The organism is Gordonia desulfuricans NBRC 100010 (assembly GCF_001485495.1).
Lineage (GTDB): Bacteria > Actinomycetota > Actinomycetes > Mycobacteriales > Mycobacteriaceae > Gordonia > Gordonia desulfuricans.
The window spans coordinates 1-15,527 of sequence record NZ_BCNF01000030.1; the positions used below are offsets into that span (position 1 = coordinate 1).

The 15,527-nt window shown below is 67.5% G+C and carries 10 protein-coding genes; 5 read left to right on the forward strand and 5 right to left on the reverse strand.

Annotated elements, in window-relative coordinates:
* Positions 1 to 47 precede the first annotated feature (47 nt).
* On the reverse strand, positions 48 to 941 hold the full coding sequence (locus tag GD1_RS04800) for an AraC family transcriptional regulator (protein WP_059036049.1): 894 nt from the start codon (positions 939 to 941) through the stop codon (positions 48 to 50).
* 203 nt (positions 942 to 1,144) lie between these two features.
* Here GD1_RS04800 and GD1_RS04805 point away from each other — a divergent pair, with 203 nt between their 5' ends.
* Entirely contained in the window at positions 1,145 to 1,732 is a 588-nt protein-coding gene (locus GD1_RS04805) for a flavin reductase family protein (RefSeq protein ID WP_059036028.1), read from the forward strand.
* A gap of 44 nt (positions 1,733 to 1,776) precedes the next feature.
* Positions 1,777 to 3,390, forward strand: a complete 1,614-nt coding sequence (locus GD1_RS04810; RefSeq protein WP_053776091.1) for a 4-hydroxyphenylacetate 3-hydroxylase family protein — start codon at positions 1,777 to 1,779, stop codon at positions 3,388 to 3,390.
* A gap of 175 nt (positions 3,391 to 3,565) precedes the next feature.
* On the opposite strand, the gene GD1_RS04815 is transcribed toward GD1_RS04810, so the two are convergent.
* From GD1_RS04815 to prpD, 4 genes are all read right to left on the reverse strand, one after another.
* Positions 3,566 to 6,955: a pyruvate carboxylase gene (locus GD1_RS04815; RefSeq protein WP_059036030.1), complete on the reverse strand. Its 3,390-nt coding sequence runs from the start codon at positions 6,953 to 6,955 to the stop codon at positions 3,566 to 3,568.
* 111 nt (positions 6,956 to 7,066) lie between these two features.
* Complete coding sequence (locus GD1_RS04820; RefSeq protein WP_059036033.1) at positions 7,067 to 8,209, reverse strand: bifunctional 2-methylcitrate synthase/citrate synthase; 1,143 nt, start codon at positions 8,207 to 8,209, stop codon at positions 7,067 to 7,069.
* A complete protein-coding gene (prpB, locus tag GD1_RS04825) occupies positions 8,206 to 9,117 on the reverse strand; it encodes a methylisocitrate lyase (RefSeq protein WP_059036034.1) in 912 nt (303 codons plus the stop codon). Before prpB ends, GD1_RS04820 begins: the two co-directional genes overlap by 4 nt.
* Entirely contained in the window at positions 9,117 to 10,628 is a 1,512-nt protein-coding gene (gene prpD / locus GD1_RS04830) for a 2-methylcitrate dehydratase PrpD (RefSeq protein ID WP_059036051.1), read from the reverse strand. The genes prpB and prpD overlap by 1 nt, the downstream gene beginning before the upstream one ends.
* Positions 10,629 to 10,747: 119 nt before the next feature.
* On the opposite strand from prpD, the gene GD1_RS04835 reads away from it, so the two are divergent.
* From GD1_RS04835 to GD1_RS04845, 3 genes are all read left to right on the forward strand, one after another.
* A complete protein-coding gene (locus tag GD1_RS04835) occupies positions 10,748 to 12,163 on the forward strand; it encodes a short-chain fatty acyl-CoA regulator family protein (RefSeq protein WP_059036036.1) in 1,416 nt (471 codons plus the stop codon).
* Positions 12,164 to 12,256: 93 nt separating this feature from the next.
* The gene (locus GD1_RS04840; protein ID WP_059036038.1) at positions 12,257 to 13,753 is read left to right on the forward strand and encodes an MFS transporter; all 1,497 of its coding nucleotides are present in this window, start codon (positions 12,257 to 12,259) and stop codon (positions 13,751 to 13,753) included.
* A 400-nt stretch (positions 13,754 to 14,153) separates the two neighbouring features.
* Positions 14,154 to 15,521, forward strand: coding sequence for an 8-oxoguanine deaminase (locus GD1_RS04845; protein ID WP_059036039.1), 1,368 nt, complete (start codon positions 14,154 to 14,156; stop codon positions 15,519 to 15,521).
* The last annotated feature ends 6 nt before the right edge of the window (positions 15,522 to 15,527 follow it).

The following is a 15,527-nucleotide window of genomic DNA, read 5'->3' on the forward strand; positions in this document are numbered from 1 at the left end:
GTGAGTCGACGATGTCGGTGCCCTCGCTACGCTCCTCGTCGGCTCATCTACGTCTCCCGCATGACCTGCGACGGGGTGAGGCCATAGCGTTTGCGGAATGCACTCGCGAAGCGACCGGAGTGGGTGAATCCCCACCGGATCGCGATGTCGGTCACCGAATCCGATGCCCCCGCGGCCAACTCGTCGTAGACACCACGCAGTCGCAAGTCGGTGAGGCATTCTCGAGGCGTCTTCCCCACGTACTCGCGGAAACCCTCTTGGAGCCGGCGCACACTCACCCCGGCCACCTCGGCCATGTCGCCGGCCGTCCACGCACGTGCCGGATCGGCACGCATCGCGTCGAGCACGCGGGTGACGATCCTCGGGCGTGGCGCACCGACCGCCTCCGGCCCGGGCAACGCCGCGAGCAGGAATGCGTCGGTCAACGATGCCGCCAGCTGATCGGCGACGAGCGGATTGGCGAGCAACGGATCGTCGGCGGGCTGTGTGGCCACCGAGCGCACCAGCCGAAACCAGCTCGCCGCCTCGGGCCGCGACAGGTCGACCTGCCCGGGGATCTGCGCGTCGGTGTCACCGGAGATCCGCACCGCCTCCCGTTGCACGAGGTCGCGGGCGATCTTGACGCCGACGATGGTGCACCCACTCGACCACCGCGTGATGTCCGAGGGCATGTCCGGCGGGTTCACGGTGGCCAGTCCACTCGTCGACACCACGGTGCGGCCCGCCACCGTGGTCTCCAGTACGCCGCCCAGCGGCACGTTGATGCCATAGGCACCGGGATGGTCGGATCGGACCGCCACCTCGGCACCCCAGCCGATCCGCGCGATCCGTAACTGGCCGACCACCGTCACCGCGACATCCACCGACCGCTCCGGCTCGTGTGCCTCACGCGGCCGGAGCTCGTGCGGAAAGTACGCCTCCGACACCGCGTCGGACACCATGTCCCAGCCGCCGTCGCCGGCGATCCCGATTCGTTCGACCGTCACCTCATGTCACCTCCCGACCCCGCTCACCGCGACCGGAGATCCGGTCTTTTCACTCGACTGCGCTTTTCGGATGGACGTCGCGTTCAGCGGCTCGTCAACGGCGCGGGGTCGACCTATGTTCTACCTCACATTCTGCTCCAGAGGAAAGGCGAACCACAATGGAGAAGAAGCAGCTACAGAACATCTTCGGACACTTCGCCAGTGGCGTCACGGTGATCACGTGCACCAACACCGACGGGCAACCACACGGTGCCACGGTCACGGCCTTCACCGCGGTCTCGCTGGAGCCGCGGCTGTGCCAGGTGACCCTGACCCGAAAGTCCAAGGCGTGCAGCTACTTGTCCGATGCACCGTTTGCGGTGAACATCCTCGCCGCCGACCAGCTCGACATCGCGATGCACTTCGCCGGACGCCCCACTGAACCCGGACCCACCTGGGCCGACGGCCCGTGCGCCCCGATCCTGAAGGGCAGCGCAGCAGTCCTCAGCTGCAAGCCCTGGCGCAGCTACGACGGCGGCGACCACATCATCTTCATCGGCGAGATCGTCGAGGCGGAGGCATCCGGAAAGTCACCACTGCTCTACTACCGCAGCACCTTTCATGACCTCGGCGAACCCAGTTCGACGTCGGCGTGGAGCCTGTGCGCCGACGACCCGCACTCGGGCTGGTTCGACTCCAACACCACCTTCACACCCTTTCATCTGACCCGCGAACAGCATTCGGCCCAGCCCTCCGTACCCGCCTGATTCATAACGAGTTTCGACAGATCCATCAGAAAGAGGTATCAATCGTGACCACCATCGAACGCCCCGAAACCGACGAGAACGGTGCACCGCAGACCAATCCCGCCGCCGACAGCCCCGCCAACCAGACCAAGAACTTCGCGTCGCGTCCGATGACCGGTGACGAGTACATCGAGTCCCTCAAGGACGGCCGCGAGATCTGGCTGCACGGCGAACGGGTCAAGGATGTCACCACACATCCGGCGTTCCGCAATCCGATCCGCATGACCGCCCGTCTGTACGACTCGATGCACGACCCGGCCACCCGCGACAAGGTCACCACCTCCACCGACACCGGCAACGGCGGCGTCACCATGCCGTTCTTCAAGGCGCCGAAGTCCAGCGCGGATCTGATCGTCGAGCGCGATGCGATCGCCGAGTGGGCACGCATGACCTACGGCTGGATGGGCCGCTCCCCCGACTACAAGGCATCGTTCCTGGGCACCCTGCACGCCAACAAGGACCTCTACGCGCCGTTCGAGGCCAACGCCGAACGCTGGTACCGGGAGTCGCAGGAGAAGGTCCTGTACTGGAACCACGCCATCATCAACCCGCCGGTGGACCGTCAGCTCCCGCCGGACGAGGTCGGCGACGTGTTCATGAAGGTCGAGAAGGAGACCGACGCCGGCCTCATCGTCTCGGGTGCGAAGGTGGTGGCCACCGGCTCGGCGATCACCAACTACAACTTCATCGCGCACTACGGTCTGCCGATCAAGAAGAAGGAATTCGCACTGATCTGCACCGTCCCGATGGACGCACCCGGCATCAAGCTGATCTGCCGGTCGTCCTACACCCAGCACGCCGCGGTGATGGGCTCGCCGTTCGACTACCCGTTGTCGAGCCGGATGGACGAGAACGACACCATCTTCGTCTTCGACAAGGTGCTCGTGCCGTGGGAGAACGTCTTCATGTACGGCGACGTCGAGCGCATCAACGCGTTCTTCCCGCAGTCCGGCTTCCTGCCGCGGTTCACCTTCCAGGGATGTACCCGTCTCGCGGTGAAGCTCGACTTCATCGCCGGCCTGCTGATGAAGGCACTCGACTGCACCGGCTCCGGCGGATTCCGCGGTGTGCAGACACGCGTCGGCGAGGTCATCGGCTGGCGCAACCTGTTCTGGACGATCACCGACGCCATGGCCCACAACCCGGAGCCGTGGATCGGCGACACCGTCATCCCGCGCCTCGAGTACGGCCTGATCTACCGGATGTTCATGATGCAGGGCTACCCGCGGATCAAGGAGATCATCGAGCAGGACGTGGCGTCGGGTCTGATCTACCTGCCGTCGAGTGCCGCCGACTTCAAGAGCCCTGACGTGCGCCCCTACCTCGACAAGTATGTGCGCGGTTCCGACGGGATCACCGCCGTCGACCGCGTCAAGGTGATGAAGGCGCTGTGGGATTCGATCGGCAGCGAGTTCGGTGGTCGCCACGAACTGTACGAGCGCAACTACTCGGGCAACCACGAGAACGTCAAGGCCGAGTTGCTGTTCGCGGCGCAGAACCGCGGCGGCGTGGACCAGATGAAGGGTCTCGCCGAGGCCTGCCTGGCCGAGTACGACCTCGACGGCTGGACCGTGCCGGACCTGATCGGCAACGACGACGTCAGCTACTTCGGCAACTGATACCCACTCGGCGCAGGCGGGCGCCCCGGCCGACGGACCGGACGCCCGCCTGCCAGGTCGAATGGCCGAAAGCGGTGAGATCCACTGCCCGGCCACCGATCACGAACCGGGTGAACAGATGACGCCCCCTACGACGAGTGATCGTCGTAGGGGGCGTCATCGGATCCTGGTGGCGTCAGCCGATCTCGATCAGCAGATCGCCCGGGGCGACGCCGGTGACCGGGCCGATCGCCACACGGGTGACCTTGCCGGCCACCGGAGCGGTGATGGTGGCCTCCATCTTCATCGCCTCGATGGTGCCGATCGCCGCACCCGCGACGACCTCGTCACCGACCGCCACCGACACCGACACCACACCGGCGAACGGTGCGCCCACCGATCCGGGGTTGGACCGGTCGGCCTTCTCGGCGGCCTCGACGGTGGAATCGACCGACTTGTCGCGCACCTGGACCGGCCGTAGCTGGCCGTTGAGCACACACATCACCGTGCGCATACCGCGGTCGTCGGCATCGCTGATCGCCTCGAGACCGATGAGCAGTTCCACACCGGGTTCGAGCTCGACGCGGTGTTCCTCGCCGTACCGCAGACCGTAGAAGAACTGGTTCGCCGACAACCGGGAGGTGTCGCCGTACTGCTCGAAGTGCTCCTCGAACTCGCGGGTGGGACCGGGGAACAGCAAGCGGTTCAACGTTTCCTGCCGTTTACGGCCGGGCTGGTCGAGGGCCGCGGAGTCCTCCTCGGACAACTCGGCGACCGGCTGTGCCGGGGAACGCCCCTCGAGGGCCTTGGTCCGCATCGGTTCCGGCCAGCCACCGGCCGGGTCACCGAGTTCACCACGCAAGAACCCGACCACCGAATCGGGGATGTCGTAGGAATCGGGGTGGGCGGCGAAGTCCTCGGGATCGATCCCCTGACCCACCAACGCCAACGCGAGGTCACCGACCACCTTCGACGACGGGGTCACCTTGATCAGCCGGCCGAGCATGCCGTCGGCGGCGGCGTAGGCGTCCTCGACGGCCTCGAACCGGTTCCCCAGCCCGAGCGCGATGGCCTGCTGCCGCAGATTCGACAGCTGACCACCCGGGATCTCGTGGTTGTAGACGCGTCCGGTCGGGGCGGGAAGCCCGGACTCGAACGGCGCGTACACCTTTCGGATCGCCTCCCAGAACGGTTCCAGGTCACACACCGCACGCAGGTCGAGTCCGGTGTCGTGTTCGGTGTTGGCGAAGGCGGCCACGATCGCCGACAACGCGGGCTGGCTGGTGGTCCCGGCCAACGCCGCCGAGGCGCCGTCGACCGCGTCGGCACCAGCCTGCACCGCCGCCAGATAGGTGGCCAGCTGTCCGCCCGGGGTGTCGTGGGTGTGGACGTGGATCGGCAGGTCGAAGTTGGCGCGCAGGGCGGTGATCAGCTTGGTCGCCGCCGGCGCCTTCAACAGTCCGGCCATGTCCTTGATCGCCAGCACATGTGCACCGGCGTCGACGATCTGTTCGGCCAACCGCAGGTAGTAGTCGAGGGTGTAGAGGTCCTCGGCCGGATTCGCCAGGTCACCGGTGTAGCTCATCGCGACCTCGGCGATCGTGGTCCCGGTCTCGCGGACCGCGTCGATCGCCGGACGCATCTGCTCGATGTTGTTGAGCGCGTCGAAGATCCGGAAGATGTCCACACCGGTCTGAGCGGCCTCGGCGACGAACGTCGAGGTCACCTTGGTCGGGTACGGGGTGTAGCCGACGGTGTTGGCACCACGCAGCAGCATCTGCAGGTTGATGTTGGGCATCGTCTCGCGCAGCTGCGCCAACCGCTCCCACGGGTCCTCTTTGAGGAAACGCAGCGCCACATCGTAGGTCGCCCCGCCCCAGCACTCCACACTCAGCAGCTGCGGGGTCAGGGCCGCCACATACGGGGCCACCGTCAACAGTCCGGACGTGCGGACCCGGGTGGCCAGCAACGACTGGTGCGCATCACGGAAGGTGGTGTCGGTGACGGCCACCCCCTTCTGCTCACGCAGGGCACGGGCGAAACCTTCGGGGCCGAGTTCGAGCAGACGTTGCCGCGATCCGGCCGGCGGGGTGGCCAGCAGGTCACGGTCGACGGCGGGCAGCTTGTCCCGCGGGTACACCGTGGTCGGGCGTTCCCCGTGCGGCTTGTTGACCGTCACATCGGCCAGGTAACGAAGGATGCGGGTACCGCGGTTGGCCGACGACCGCGAGTTCAGCAGCCACGGCCGTTCCTCGATGAACGAGGTGGTCACATGTCCGGCCCGGAAGTCCGGGTCGTCGAGCACCGCCTGCAGGAACGGGATGTTGGTGGCCACACCACGAATCCGGAACTCCGCCAGCGCCCGTCGGGCGCGACGCACCGCGGTCGCGAAATCGCGGCCACGACAGGTCAGCTTGACCAGCATCGAGTCGAAGTGCCCGCTGACCTCGCCGCCGAGGTTGGCCCCGCCGTCCAGGCGGATACCGGCACCACCGGGGGTGCGATAGGCGGTGATCCGGCCCACGTCCGGTCGGAACCCGGCCGTCGGGTCCTCGGTGGTGATCCGGCACTGCATCGCCGCGCCATGGATCTCGATTGCATCCTGGGACAACCCCAGATCGGCCAGGGTCTCCCCCGAGGCCACCCGCAGCTGGGCGCCCACCAGGTCGACGTCGGTGATCTCCTCGGTGACCGTGTGTTCGACCTGGATCCGCGGGTTCATCTCGATGAACACATGCCGGCCCTGCTCGTCGACCAGGAACTCCACCGTGCCCGCACACGAGTAGCCGATCTGCTTGGCGAACGCGACCGCGTCGGAGCAGATCTTGTCCCGCAGCGCCGGGTCGAGGTTCGGGGCCGGGGCCAGCTCCACCACCTTCTGGTGGCGGCGCTGCACGCTGCAGTCGCGCTCGTAGAGGTGGATGACGTTGCCGTGGGTGTCGGCGAGGATCTGGACCTCGATGTGGCGGGGATTGATCACCGCCTGCTCCAGGAACACCGTCGCGTCACCGAAGGCCGATTCGGCCTCACGCGAGGCCGCGCCGATCGCCTCCCGCAGATCCTTCGGGTCGTCGACCCGCCGCATCCCGCGGCCACCGCCACCGGCGACGGCCTTGACGAACACCGGGAACTGCATCGACGACGACGCCGCCACCAGTTCCTCGACATCCGAGGACGGTTCCGACGACGCGAGCACCGGTAGACCCGCCGCCCGGGCCGCGGCGATCGCCTCGGCCTTGTTTCCGGTCAGATCCAGCACATCGGCGCTCGGTCCGACGAAGGTGATGCCGGCCTCCGCACATGCCCGTGCCAGCCCCGGGTTCTCCGAGAGGAATCCGTATCCCGGGTACACCGCGTCCGCACCGCACCGCACCGCCGCCGACACGATCTCGTCGACCGACAGATATGCGCGCACCGGATGCCCGGGCACACCGATCTGGTACGACTCGTCGGCCTTCAGCCGATGCAGCGAATTGCGATCCTCGTAGGGAAACACGGCCACCGTCTGGGCACCGAGCTCCACGGCCGCACGAAAGCCTCGAATGGCGATCTCGCCACGATTGGCCACCAATACCTTGTCGAACATGTCCTAAACCCCTGCTCCTGCTTCAGCCTTGCTGGACACACGCTCCGCGCCGACCATATCCCGACGGCGCGGATGCGTGCGCAGCAGCCCTTATGCGATCACCGTCGTCGGCTACGCCGACAACGCACGTTGTGGCGGTCCGTCGTAGGAACTGAGCGGCCGGATCAATGCATTCGCGGCCGTTTGTTCGATGATATGCGCGGTCCATCCGGTGATCCTGCTCATCACGAAAATCGGTGTGAAGGAATCGATTTCGAATCCCATCAAGTGATAGGCGGGGCCTGTGGGGAAGTCGAGGTTCGGCTTGATGCCGGTCCGCTCGACCATCACCGTCTCGAGCTCACCGTAGATCTGCAGCCACCGTGTGTCACCGAGATGACGCGACACCTCGGTGAGCGCCTCCTTCATCGTCGGCACCCGCGAGTCACCGTTCTTGTAGACCCGGTGACCGAAGCCCATGACCTTCTCACGACGATCGAGTTTGCTTGTGAGCCATTCGGATGCACGTTCGGGACGGTCGATCTCGATCATGTCGTACATGACCGCCTCATTGGCACCTCCATGCAGCGATCCCTTCAACGCACCGATCGCCGCGGTGACCGCGCTGTAGATGTCCGACTGGGTGGACGTCACCACGCGGGCGGCGAATGTCGAAGCATTGAAGCTGTGTTCGGCGTAGAGGACCATCGACTTCTCGAATGCCCGGACGATCACTCGGTCGGGCACCTCTCCGAAGCACATATTCAGGAAGTTCTCCGCGTATCCCAGTCCGTGATGCGGCGCAATGGGATCCAATCCACGGCGCCGGCGCATGTCCGCGGCGACGATCGTGGGCAGCACCGCGAGCATCCGCAGCGCCTTGTCGAGGTTGGCCTCCGGTGACGAATCGTCCTCCGCCGGGTCCTCGGTCCCGAGGAAGCTGATCGCGGTCCGCACGACGTCCATCGGGTGGCAGGTCTCGGGCATCCGCGACAGCAGCGCGGCGGTCGACCGATCGATCCGTCGGTTTGCCCTCTCGCGCTGGGTGAATGCCGCGAGTTCGGCATCGGCGGGCAGCTCGCCGTACCAGAGCAGATACGCGACCTGTTCGAACGAACACCTGGCTGCCAGATCCTGCACCGCATATCCGCGGTAGGTCAGGGAGTTGGTCTCGGGCACCACCTTGGAGATCGCGGTGGTGTCGACGACGACCCCGGCGAGCCCCTTGTGGATGGTCGGCGTGGCCGTTTCGTTGGGTGCTGCAACGGAATTCATGATCGGACTCCTTCGAGCGTGAAGAGATCGGAATCGAAATCGTTGTAGTCGGCGTAACGAAGCAGTTCGTAGAGCCGACTGCGATGCTGCATCCCGTCGAGGAGTCCGGATTGTGTTCCGGCCGAGGCGATCTCGCGCAGTCCGCGCTCCACCGCCCCCATCGCGATCCGCAGCGTGGTGACCGGGTAGATCACCGCGTTGTAGCCGACGTCGCGGAGCTGGTCGGCGGTCAGGAGATCGGACTTGCCGAACTCGGTCATGTTCGCCAGCAGCGGCACGTCGACCGCGGCACGGAACCGTTCGAACTCACCGAGGTCACGAAGCGCCTCGGTGAAGATCAGGTCGGCACCGGCGTCGGCGTAGGCCCTGGCGCGGTCGATGGCGGCGTCGATACCCTCGATCGCCCGGGCGTCGGTGCGGGCGCAGATGACGAAGTTCTCGTCCCGCCGTGCCGACACCGCGGCCCGCAGCCGCTTGATCATGGTGTCGGTCGGCACCACGTCCTTGCCGTCGAGGTGGCCGCACCGCTTGGGGTTGACCTGGTCCTCGAGGTGGCAGCCGGCCAGGCCGGCGTCCTCGAGTGCCGCGATGGTGCGGGCGGCGCTCATCGGCTCACCGAAGCCGGTGTCGGCGTCGATCAGGGCGGGCAGATCCGTGGCGTGGGCGATCTGCGATCCGCGGGCGGCCACCTCGGTGAGGGTGGTCAGTCCGATGTCGGGCAGGCCCAGGTCGGCCGAGAGCACCGCGCCGGAGACGTAGACGCCCTCGAACCCGACGTCGGCGATCAGCTTGGCGACCAGCGGGGAGAACGCCCCCGGCCACCGCTGCAGCTCGCCGGAGGCCAGCCCGGCACGCAGTGCCTTGCGCTTGTCGGTGTCGGAGACACCCGAGGAGAACAGCGCGCTCATCAGAAGATCCCCTTGCCGACGGTCGGAGCCTTGTCGAGCACGTTCGGGGCGACCAGCAGGTTCAGCTCACCGAGTTCACCGGCACCGAGCTCGCCGACGCGGGCGGCGGCGGCCAGGAACCGCTGCTGCTCGTCGGCCTCGATCACGCCGTCGGCCATGGTGGTGAACTTGGTCTCGTACTGGGCGCGGGCGAACGGGCGGGCACCGAGCGGGTGCGCGTCGGCGACGGCCAGCTCGTCGGTGATCACCTCACCGTTCTTCAGCGTGATCACGGCCTTGGCACCGAAGGCCTTCTCGGCGGGATCGGTCGAGTGGTAGCGACGGGTCCACTCCGGATCCTCGACGGTGGAGATCTTGTTCCACAGCTCGATGGTGTCGGGGCGGTTGGCCCGCTCCGGCGCGTACGAGGTCTCGTGATGCCACGCGCCGTCCTGCAGGGCGACGGCGAAGATGTACATCACCGAGTGGTCGAGGGTCTCGCGGCTGGCCGACGGATCGAACTTCTGCGGGTCACCCGAGCCGGTGCCGATCACATAGTGGGTGTGATGGCTGGTGTGCAGGACGATGGACTCGATGTCGTCGAGGTTGCCGACACGGTCACGCATCCGGCGGGCCAAGTCGATCGGGGCCTGGCTCTGGTACTCGGCCGAGTGCTCCTTGGTGTAGCTGTCCAGGATGGCGCGCTTGGCCTCGCCCTCACCGGGCAGCGGGATCTGGTAGACCGCGTCGAATCCGCCCAGCAGCCATGCGATCACGCCGTCCTCGCCCTCCCAGATCGGGGCGGGCGCACCCTCCCCGCGCATGGCGCGGTCGACGGCCTCCACGGCGATCTTGCCGGCGTGCGCCGGGGCGTAGGCCTTCCAGCTGGAGATCAGGCCCTTGCGCGACTGGCGGGTCGCGGTGGTCAGGTGCAGTGCCTGGCCGATCGCCTGGTAGATGGTCTCCTCGTCGAGGCCGAGCATGGTGCCCAGGCCGGCGGCGACCGACGGCCCGAGGTGGGCGACGTGGTCGATCTTGTGCTCGTGCAGGCACATCCCGCGCACCAGGTCGATCTGGATCTCGTAGGCGGTGGCCAGGCCGCGGATCAGGTCGGCGCCACCGGCACCGACGTGCTGTGCGACGGCCACCAGCGCCGGGATGTTGTCACCGGGGTGCGAGTACTCGGCGGCCAGGAAGGTGTCGTGGAAGTCGAGCTCACGAACCGCGACGCCGTTGGCCCAGGCCGCCCACTCCGGCGAGACGTTGCCGCCGACACCGAACACACCCGCACCCGATCCGCCCGGACCGTGCGGATGGGCCAGCGCCTGGGCGCGGGCGGAGGTGACCGGACGGCGGATCACCGACGCGGCACTGACGGCGGCGTTGTCGATGATGCGGTTGATGATCATCTCCGCGGTGTCGGCCGGGACCGCGACCGGGTCGACGGCCACCCGGGCGATCTTCTGGGCGAGGTGTTCGGACTGCGGGAAGTCGTCGGAACTGCGGCGTGCTCGTACGTCGTGAATGATCATGTTCGCACCGTACGCAGACCACATGGACCAGCGAAAGTGCTGGCAAATGCGTATTTCGGCGGATCTGTCGGCACCATTTTGCGAACGTTGTGAACACTGTGCCGGTTAGCATGTGTGCCATGGCGAAGTTGTTCGTGGGCCCGCGACTACGGCGGTTGCGCGACGAGCGGGGTCTGTCCCAGGCAGCCCTCGCCCGCCGGATCGAGAAGTCCACGAGCTACGTCAACCAGCTCGAGAACGACCAGCGTCCGATCACCGTGCCGGTGTTGCTCGCGCTGGCCCGCGAGTTCGATCTCGACGCCGACTACTTCGCCGCCGATTCCGATGCGCGCCTGGTCGCCGACCTGGCCGAGGTACTCGCCGCCACCGCCGACGGCGACGTCTCGCGTGCCGAGATCACCGAACTCGTCGGCCGGATGCCCGAGATCGGCCGCACCCTGGTGACCTTGCACCGCCGCCTCACCGCCGCCAACGGTGAACTCGAGACCCACCGCGCCCGCGTCGACGACCCGACCACCCCCGGCGATCCGATGCCGTTCGAGGAGGTCCGCGACTTCTTCTACGACCGCAAGAACTACGTGGGCGAGCTCGACGAGGCGGCCGAGGATCTGTTCACCACCGAGGGACTGACCGTCGGCGGGCTCGATCTGCAGCTGGCCGAGCTGCTCTCTCGCCGCCACGGCATCCGGGTGTCGATCACCCACGAACCCGATCCGATCGCCGCCGTCGCCGTCCCGAAACGACGCTTCGACATCGTCGGGCGCACCGTGCATCTGGCCGGGCGGCTCTCGTCCGGGCAGCGGGCCTTTCAGCTGGCCACCCAGCTGGCCCTGCTCGAACAGTCCGGTGTGATCGACGCCCTGATCGCGTCGTCACCGGGGCTCGCACCGGCCACCGTCCCGGTCGCCCGGATCGGCCTGGCCAACTACTTCGCCGGGGCGCTGCTGCTGCCCTATGAGCAGTTCCGGGCCGCCGCCGCGCACGCCCGCTACGACATCGAACTCCTCGGGCTGGGTTTCGACGTCGGCTTCGAGACCGTCTGCCATCGCCTGTCGACGCTGCAGCGCCCCGGCAGTCGGGGCATACCGTTCATCTTCGTCCGCACCGACCGGGCCGGGAACATCTCGAAGCGGCAGTCGGCCACCGCCTTCCATTTCTCCCGGGTCGGTGGCAGCTGCCCGCTGTGGGTGGTGCACGATGCATTCGCCACCCCGGGCCGGATCGTCACGCAGGTCTCCCAGATGCCCGACGGACGCTCCTATTTCTGGCTTGCCCGCACCACCGACGAGCACCGCGGGTTCCTGGCCCCGCAGAAGAGTTTCGCGATCGGCCTCGGCTGCGACCTCGTCCACGCCGACCGCCTCGTCTACTCCACCGGGATCGACCTCGCCGACGAACGCACCGTCGTCCCGATCGGGGCCGGCTGCAAGGTCTGTGACCGGCCGGCCTGCACCCAGCGGGCCTTCCCGCAGCTCGGCCGGTCCATCCACATCGACCCCACCCGCAGCGACTCGATCCCCTACCGTCCGGCGTGATCGGTTTCCGATTCCCTGTGATCGGTTCGGGTCCAGCGGGATCCGTATGTTCCGATCGTCGTGCGATAGTTTGATCGCGGAGGTTGATGCCACGTGTCCGCGACAGATCGCACGGTTGGATCGGAATTCGACGGGTCGGATTCCGTTCCCGACGCTCATCCGCGAGCCGCGGTGACGGTGCTCTGCGCCGCCGGCATCGTGGTGGCGTTGATGCAGACGATCATCGTCCCCCTCATCCCCCAGCTCCCCGATCTGCTGCACGCGGCCCCGAGCGACACCACCTGGGCGCTCACCATCACCCTGCTCACCGGTGCGACGATCACACCGATCGGCGGTCGGCTGGGCGACATGTACGGCAAACGCCGCATGCTGCTGGCCAGCATGGGCTGTGTCTCGGCCGGTTCGGTGATCTGCGCCCTGTCGGATTCGCTGATCCCGTTCCTGGTCGGCCGCGGTATGCAGGGTCTGGGTTTCGGCACCATCGCGTTGGGCATCTCGGTGATGCGCGACATCGTGCCCCCGCGTCATCTCGGGTCGGCGGTCGGCACGATGTCGGCCTCGCTCGGCATCGGCGGTGCGCTCGGCCTGCCGGTCAGTGCCGCCGTCGCCCAGGGCATCGGCTGGCACGCCCTGTTCTGGCTGTGTGCGGTGGCCGGGGTGGCCGGTGCGATCGGGATCCGGCTGACCGTCCCGGAGAGCCGCGGGACCAGCGGCGGCCGATTCGATCTGCTCGGTGCCATCGGACTGGCCGTGGTGCTGACATGTCTGCTCCTTCCGCTGTCCAAGGGCGCCGGCTGGGGCTGGTCGTCGCCGATGACCCTCGGCATGTTCGCCGCCTTCCTTCTCGTCGGCGCGGCCTGGTCGGTCCTCGAATGGCGTCACCGCAATCCGCTGATCGACCTGCGGGTGGCCCTCGACCGCCCGGTCCTGCTGACCAACGTGGCCTCCGTCGCCACCGGTTTCGCCTTCTACTCCTCCCAGTTGATGCCCATCCAGGTACTGATGGCGCCGACCGCCGCCGAGTACGGCCTGGGCTACGAGATGCTGATCGCGAGTCTGATCCTGGCCCCGAGCGGCGTGTTGATGTTCGTGTTCTCGCATGTCAGCGCCCGGATCACCGACCGCTTCGGCCCGCGCGTCTCACTGGCGATCGGCGGCGGGGTACTCGGTACCGGCTACCTCCTGTTCGTGGTGGTGACCGGTGGCCACTGGGCGTGCACGTGGTGGCTGATGCTGATCATGAGCTGTCTGGTCGGTGCCGGGCTGGGTATCGCCTACTCCGCGATGCCCGCGCTGATCATGCGGGCGGTGCCGGTCGCCCAGACCGGTGAGGCCAACGGTGTCAACGCCCTGATGCGGGTGGTGGGTACGTCCGCCTCGGCGGCCGTCGTCGGCATGATCCTGACCTGGGCGACGGTCCCGGTGACCGTCGGTGGCGCCGTGGTGGCACACGTGCCCGGTCGCGACGGCTACCTGCTGGCGTCGGCGATCTCACTGGCCGCATGCGTCGTCGCCGCCGCCATCGCCCTGGCCATCCCCACCGTCCGTCGCCCGGTGATCGAGGACATCGTCGATCCCGCAGACAAGTGATGACCGGCACGCACTGGTCGAGCCGACGAAGCGCGCAGCAAGCCCCCCACGCTGGTCGAGCCGACGAGGAGCGAAGCGACCCCCCACGCTGGTTGAGCCGACGAGGAGCGAAGCGACGAGTCGAGTCGAAACCTCAGTCGGCCGACGTCGCGTCGTAACCACCTCGGAGGTGCTCACCTCCCAGCGCAAACCACCGAGATTTCGACACGGGTCCTCGCTACGCTCGGTCCCGGCTCAATCACCGATGAACACGCTGGTTGAGCCGACGAGGAGCGAAGCGACGAGACGTGTCGAAACCTCCGACGCCCGACCACCGAACGCCACCACCTCCACCCCTGTTCACCACCCGGCAGACAGGTACGGAAATACTTCCGTAACGCGACAGCCGTAGCGTGTCGGCGTGGCTTCACTGACCTTGATCGAGAACGCACAGGTGATCACCGTCGACCCGGATCGGCGGGAACTGCCTGCCGCATCGGTGCTGATCGACGGCACCACCATCGCGGCCGTCGTCCCCGCCGGGGAACCTCTCCCCGACCTACCCACAGAGGTGGCACGGGTGGACGGCACCGGTTGTGCGCTCACCCCCGGACTGATCAACACCCATCACCATCTGTACCAGTGGATCACCCGCGGCCTCGCCGCCGATCACACCCTCTTCCAGTGGTTGCAGACCCTGTATCCGATCTGGGCGGGTATCGACGAGAAGGCGGTGCACACCGCCGCGCTCGGCGGTCTGTCGCGGCTCGCGCTGACCGGCGCCACCCTGACCACCGATCACCACTACGTGTTCCCGCGGGAGGGTGGCGACCTGCTCGGTGCCGAGATCACCGCGGCGGCCATCGTCGGGCTGCGTTTCCATCCGACCCGCGGCTCGATGGACCTGTCGGAGAAGGACGGCGGGCTGCCGCCGGACTCCGTGGTGCAGACCATCGACGAGATCCTCGGCGACTCGTCGGCCGCGGTCGCACGCTGGCACGATCCCTCTCGCGAGTCGATGCTGCGGATCGCCCTCGCCCCCTGCTCGCCGTTCTCGGTGACCACCGACCTGTTGCGGGAGTCGGCGGCGCTGGCCCGCGAACTCGGGGTGCGGCTGCACACCCATCTCGCCGAGTCGCCGGACGAGAACACCTACTGCGCAGACCAGTTCGGGTCCACCCCGCTGGAGTACATGGAGTCGGTGGGCTGGATCGGCGACGACGTGTGGTTCGCGCACGGAGTGGAGTTCTCCGACGCCGACGTCGCCCGTCTGGGCGCCACCTCGACCGGGGTGGCGCACTGCCCCACCTCCAATGCCCGGCTGGGCAACCGGATCTGCCGCACCGCCGATCTCCATGCGGCCGGGGTGCCGGTGGGTCTCGGGGTGGACGGGGCGGCGTCGAACGAGTCGTGTCAGCTGCTCGAGGAGGCCCACCAGGCCGTGCTGATGGCCCGTGCCCGGGGCGGCCCCACCGCGCTGACCACCCGGACGGCATTGGAACTGGCCACGATCGGCGGTGCCCGGGTCCTCGGCCGGGCCGACGAGGTGGGGTCGATCGAGGTGGGCAAACTCGCCGACCTCGTGCTGTGGGATCTCACCGGGCTGGGCCACGCCGACATCACCGATCCGGTTGCCGCACTGGTCCTCGGATCGATCCCGCCGATCCGCGGTTCCTGGGTCAACGGCGAGCGTATCGTCGCCCACAACGAGCTCATCACGGTGGACACCGACGTGGTGGCCCGCGACTGCGCCGCCGAGCACCGTCGGCTGCTGGCGAAGGCGGGCTGAGGAGGT

Excerpts from the sequence above, each read along its gene's own strand:
- GD1_RS04800 (WP_059036049.1), bottom strand. The coding sequence starts at position 941 with ATGGTGTCCGACGCGGTGTCGGAGGCGTACTTTCCGCACGAGCTCCGG.
- GD1_RS04805 (WP_059036028.1), top strand. The coding sequence starts at position 1,145 with ATGGAGAAGAAGCAGCTACAGAACATCTTCGGACACTTCGCCAGTGGC.
- GD1_RS04815 (WP_059036030.1), bottom strand. The coding sequence starts at position 6,955 with ATGTTCGACAAGGTATTGGTGGCCAATCGTGGCGAGATCGCCATTCGA.
- GD1_RS04820 (WP_059036033.1), bottom strand. The coding sequence starts at position 8,209 with ATGAATTCCGTTGCAGCACCCAACGAAACGGCCACGCCGACCATCCAC.
- prpB (WP_059036034.1), bottom strand. The coding sequence starts at position 9,117 with ATGAGCGCGCTGTTCTCCTCGGGTGTCTCCGACACCGACAAGCGCAAG.
- prpD (WP_059036051.1), bottom strand. The coding sequence starts at position 10,628 with ATGATCATTCACGACGTACGAGCACGCCGCAGTTCCGACGACTTCCCG.
- GD1_RS04835 (WP_059036036.1), top strand. The coding sequence starts at position 10,748 with ATGGCGAAGTTGTTCGTGGGCCCGCGACTACGGCGGTTGCGCGACGAG.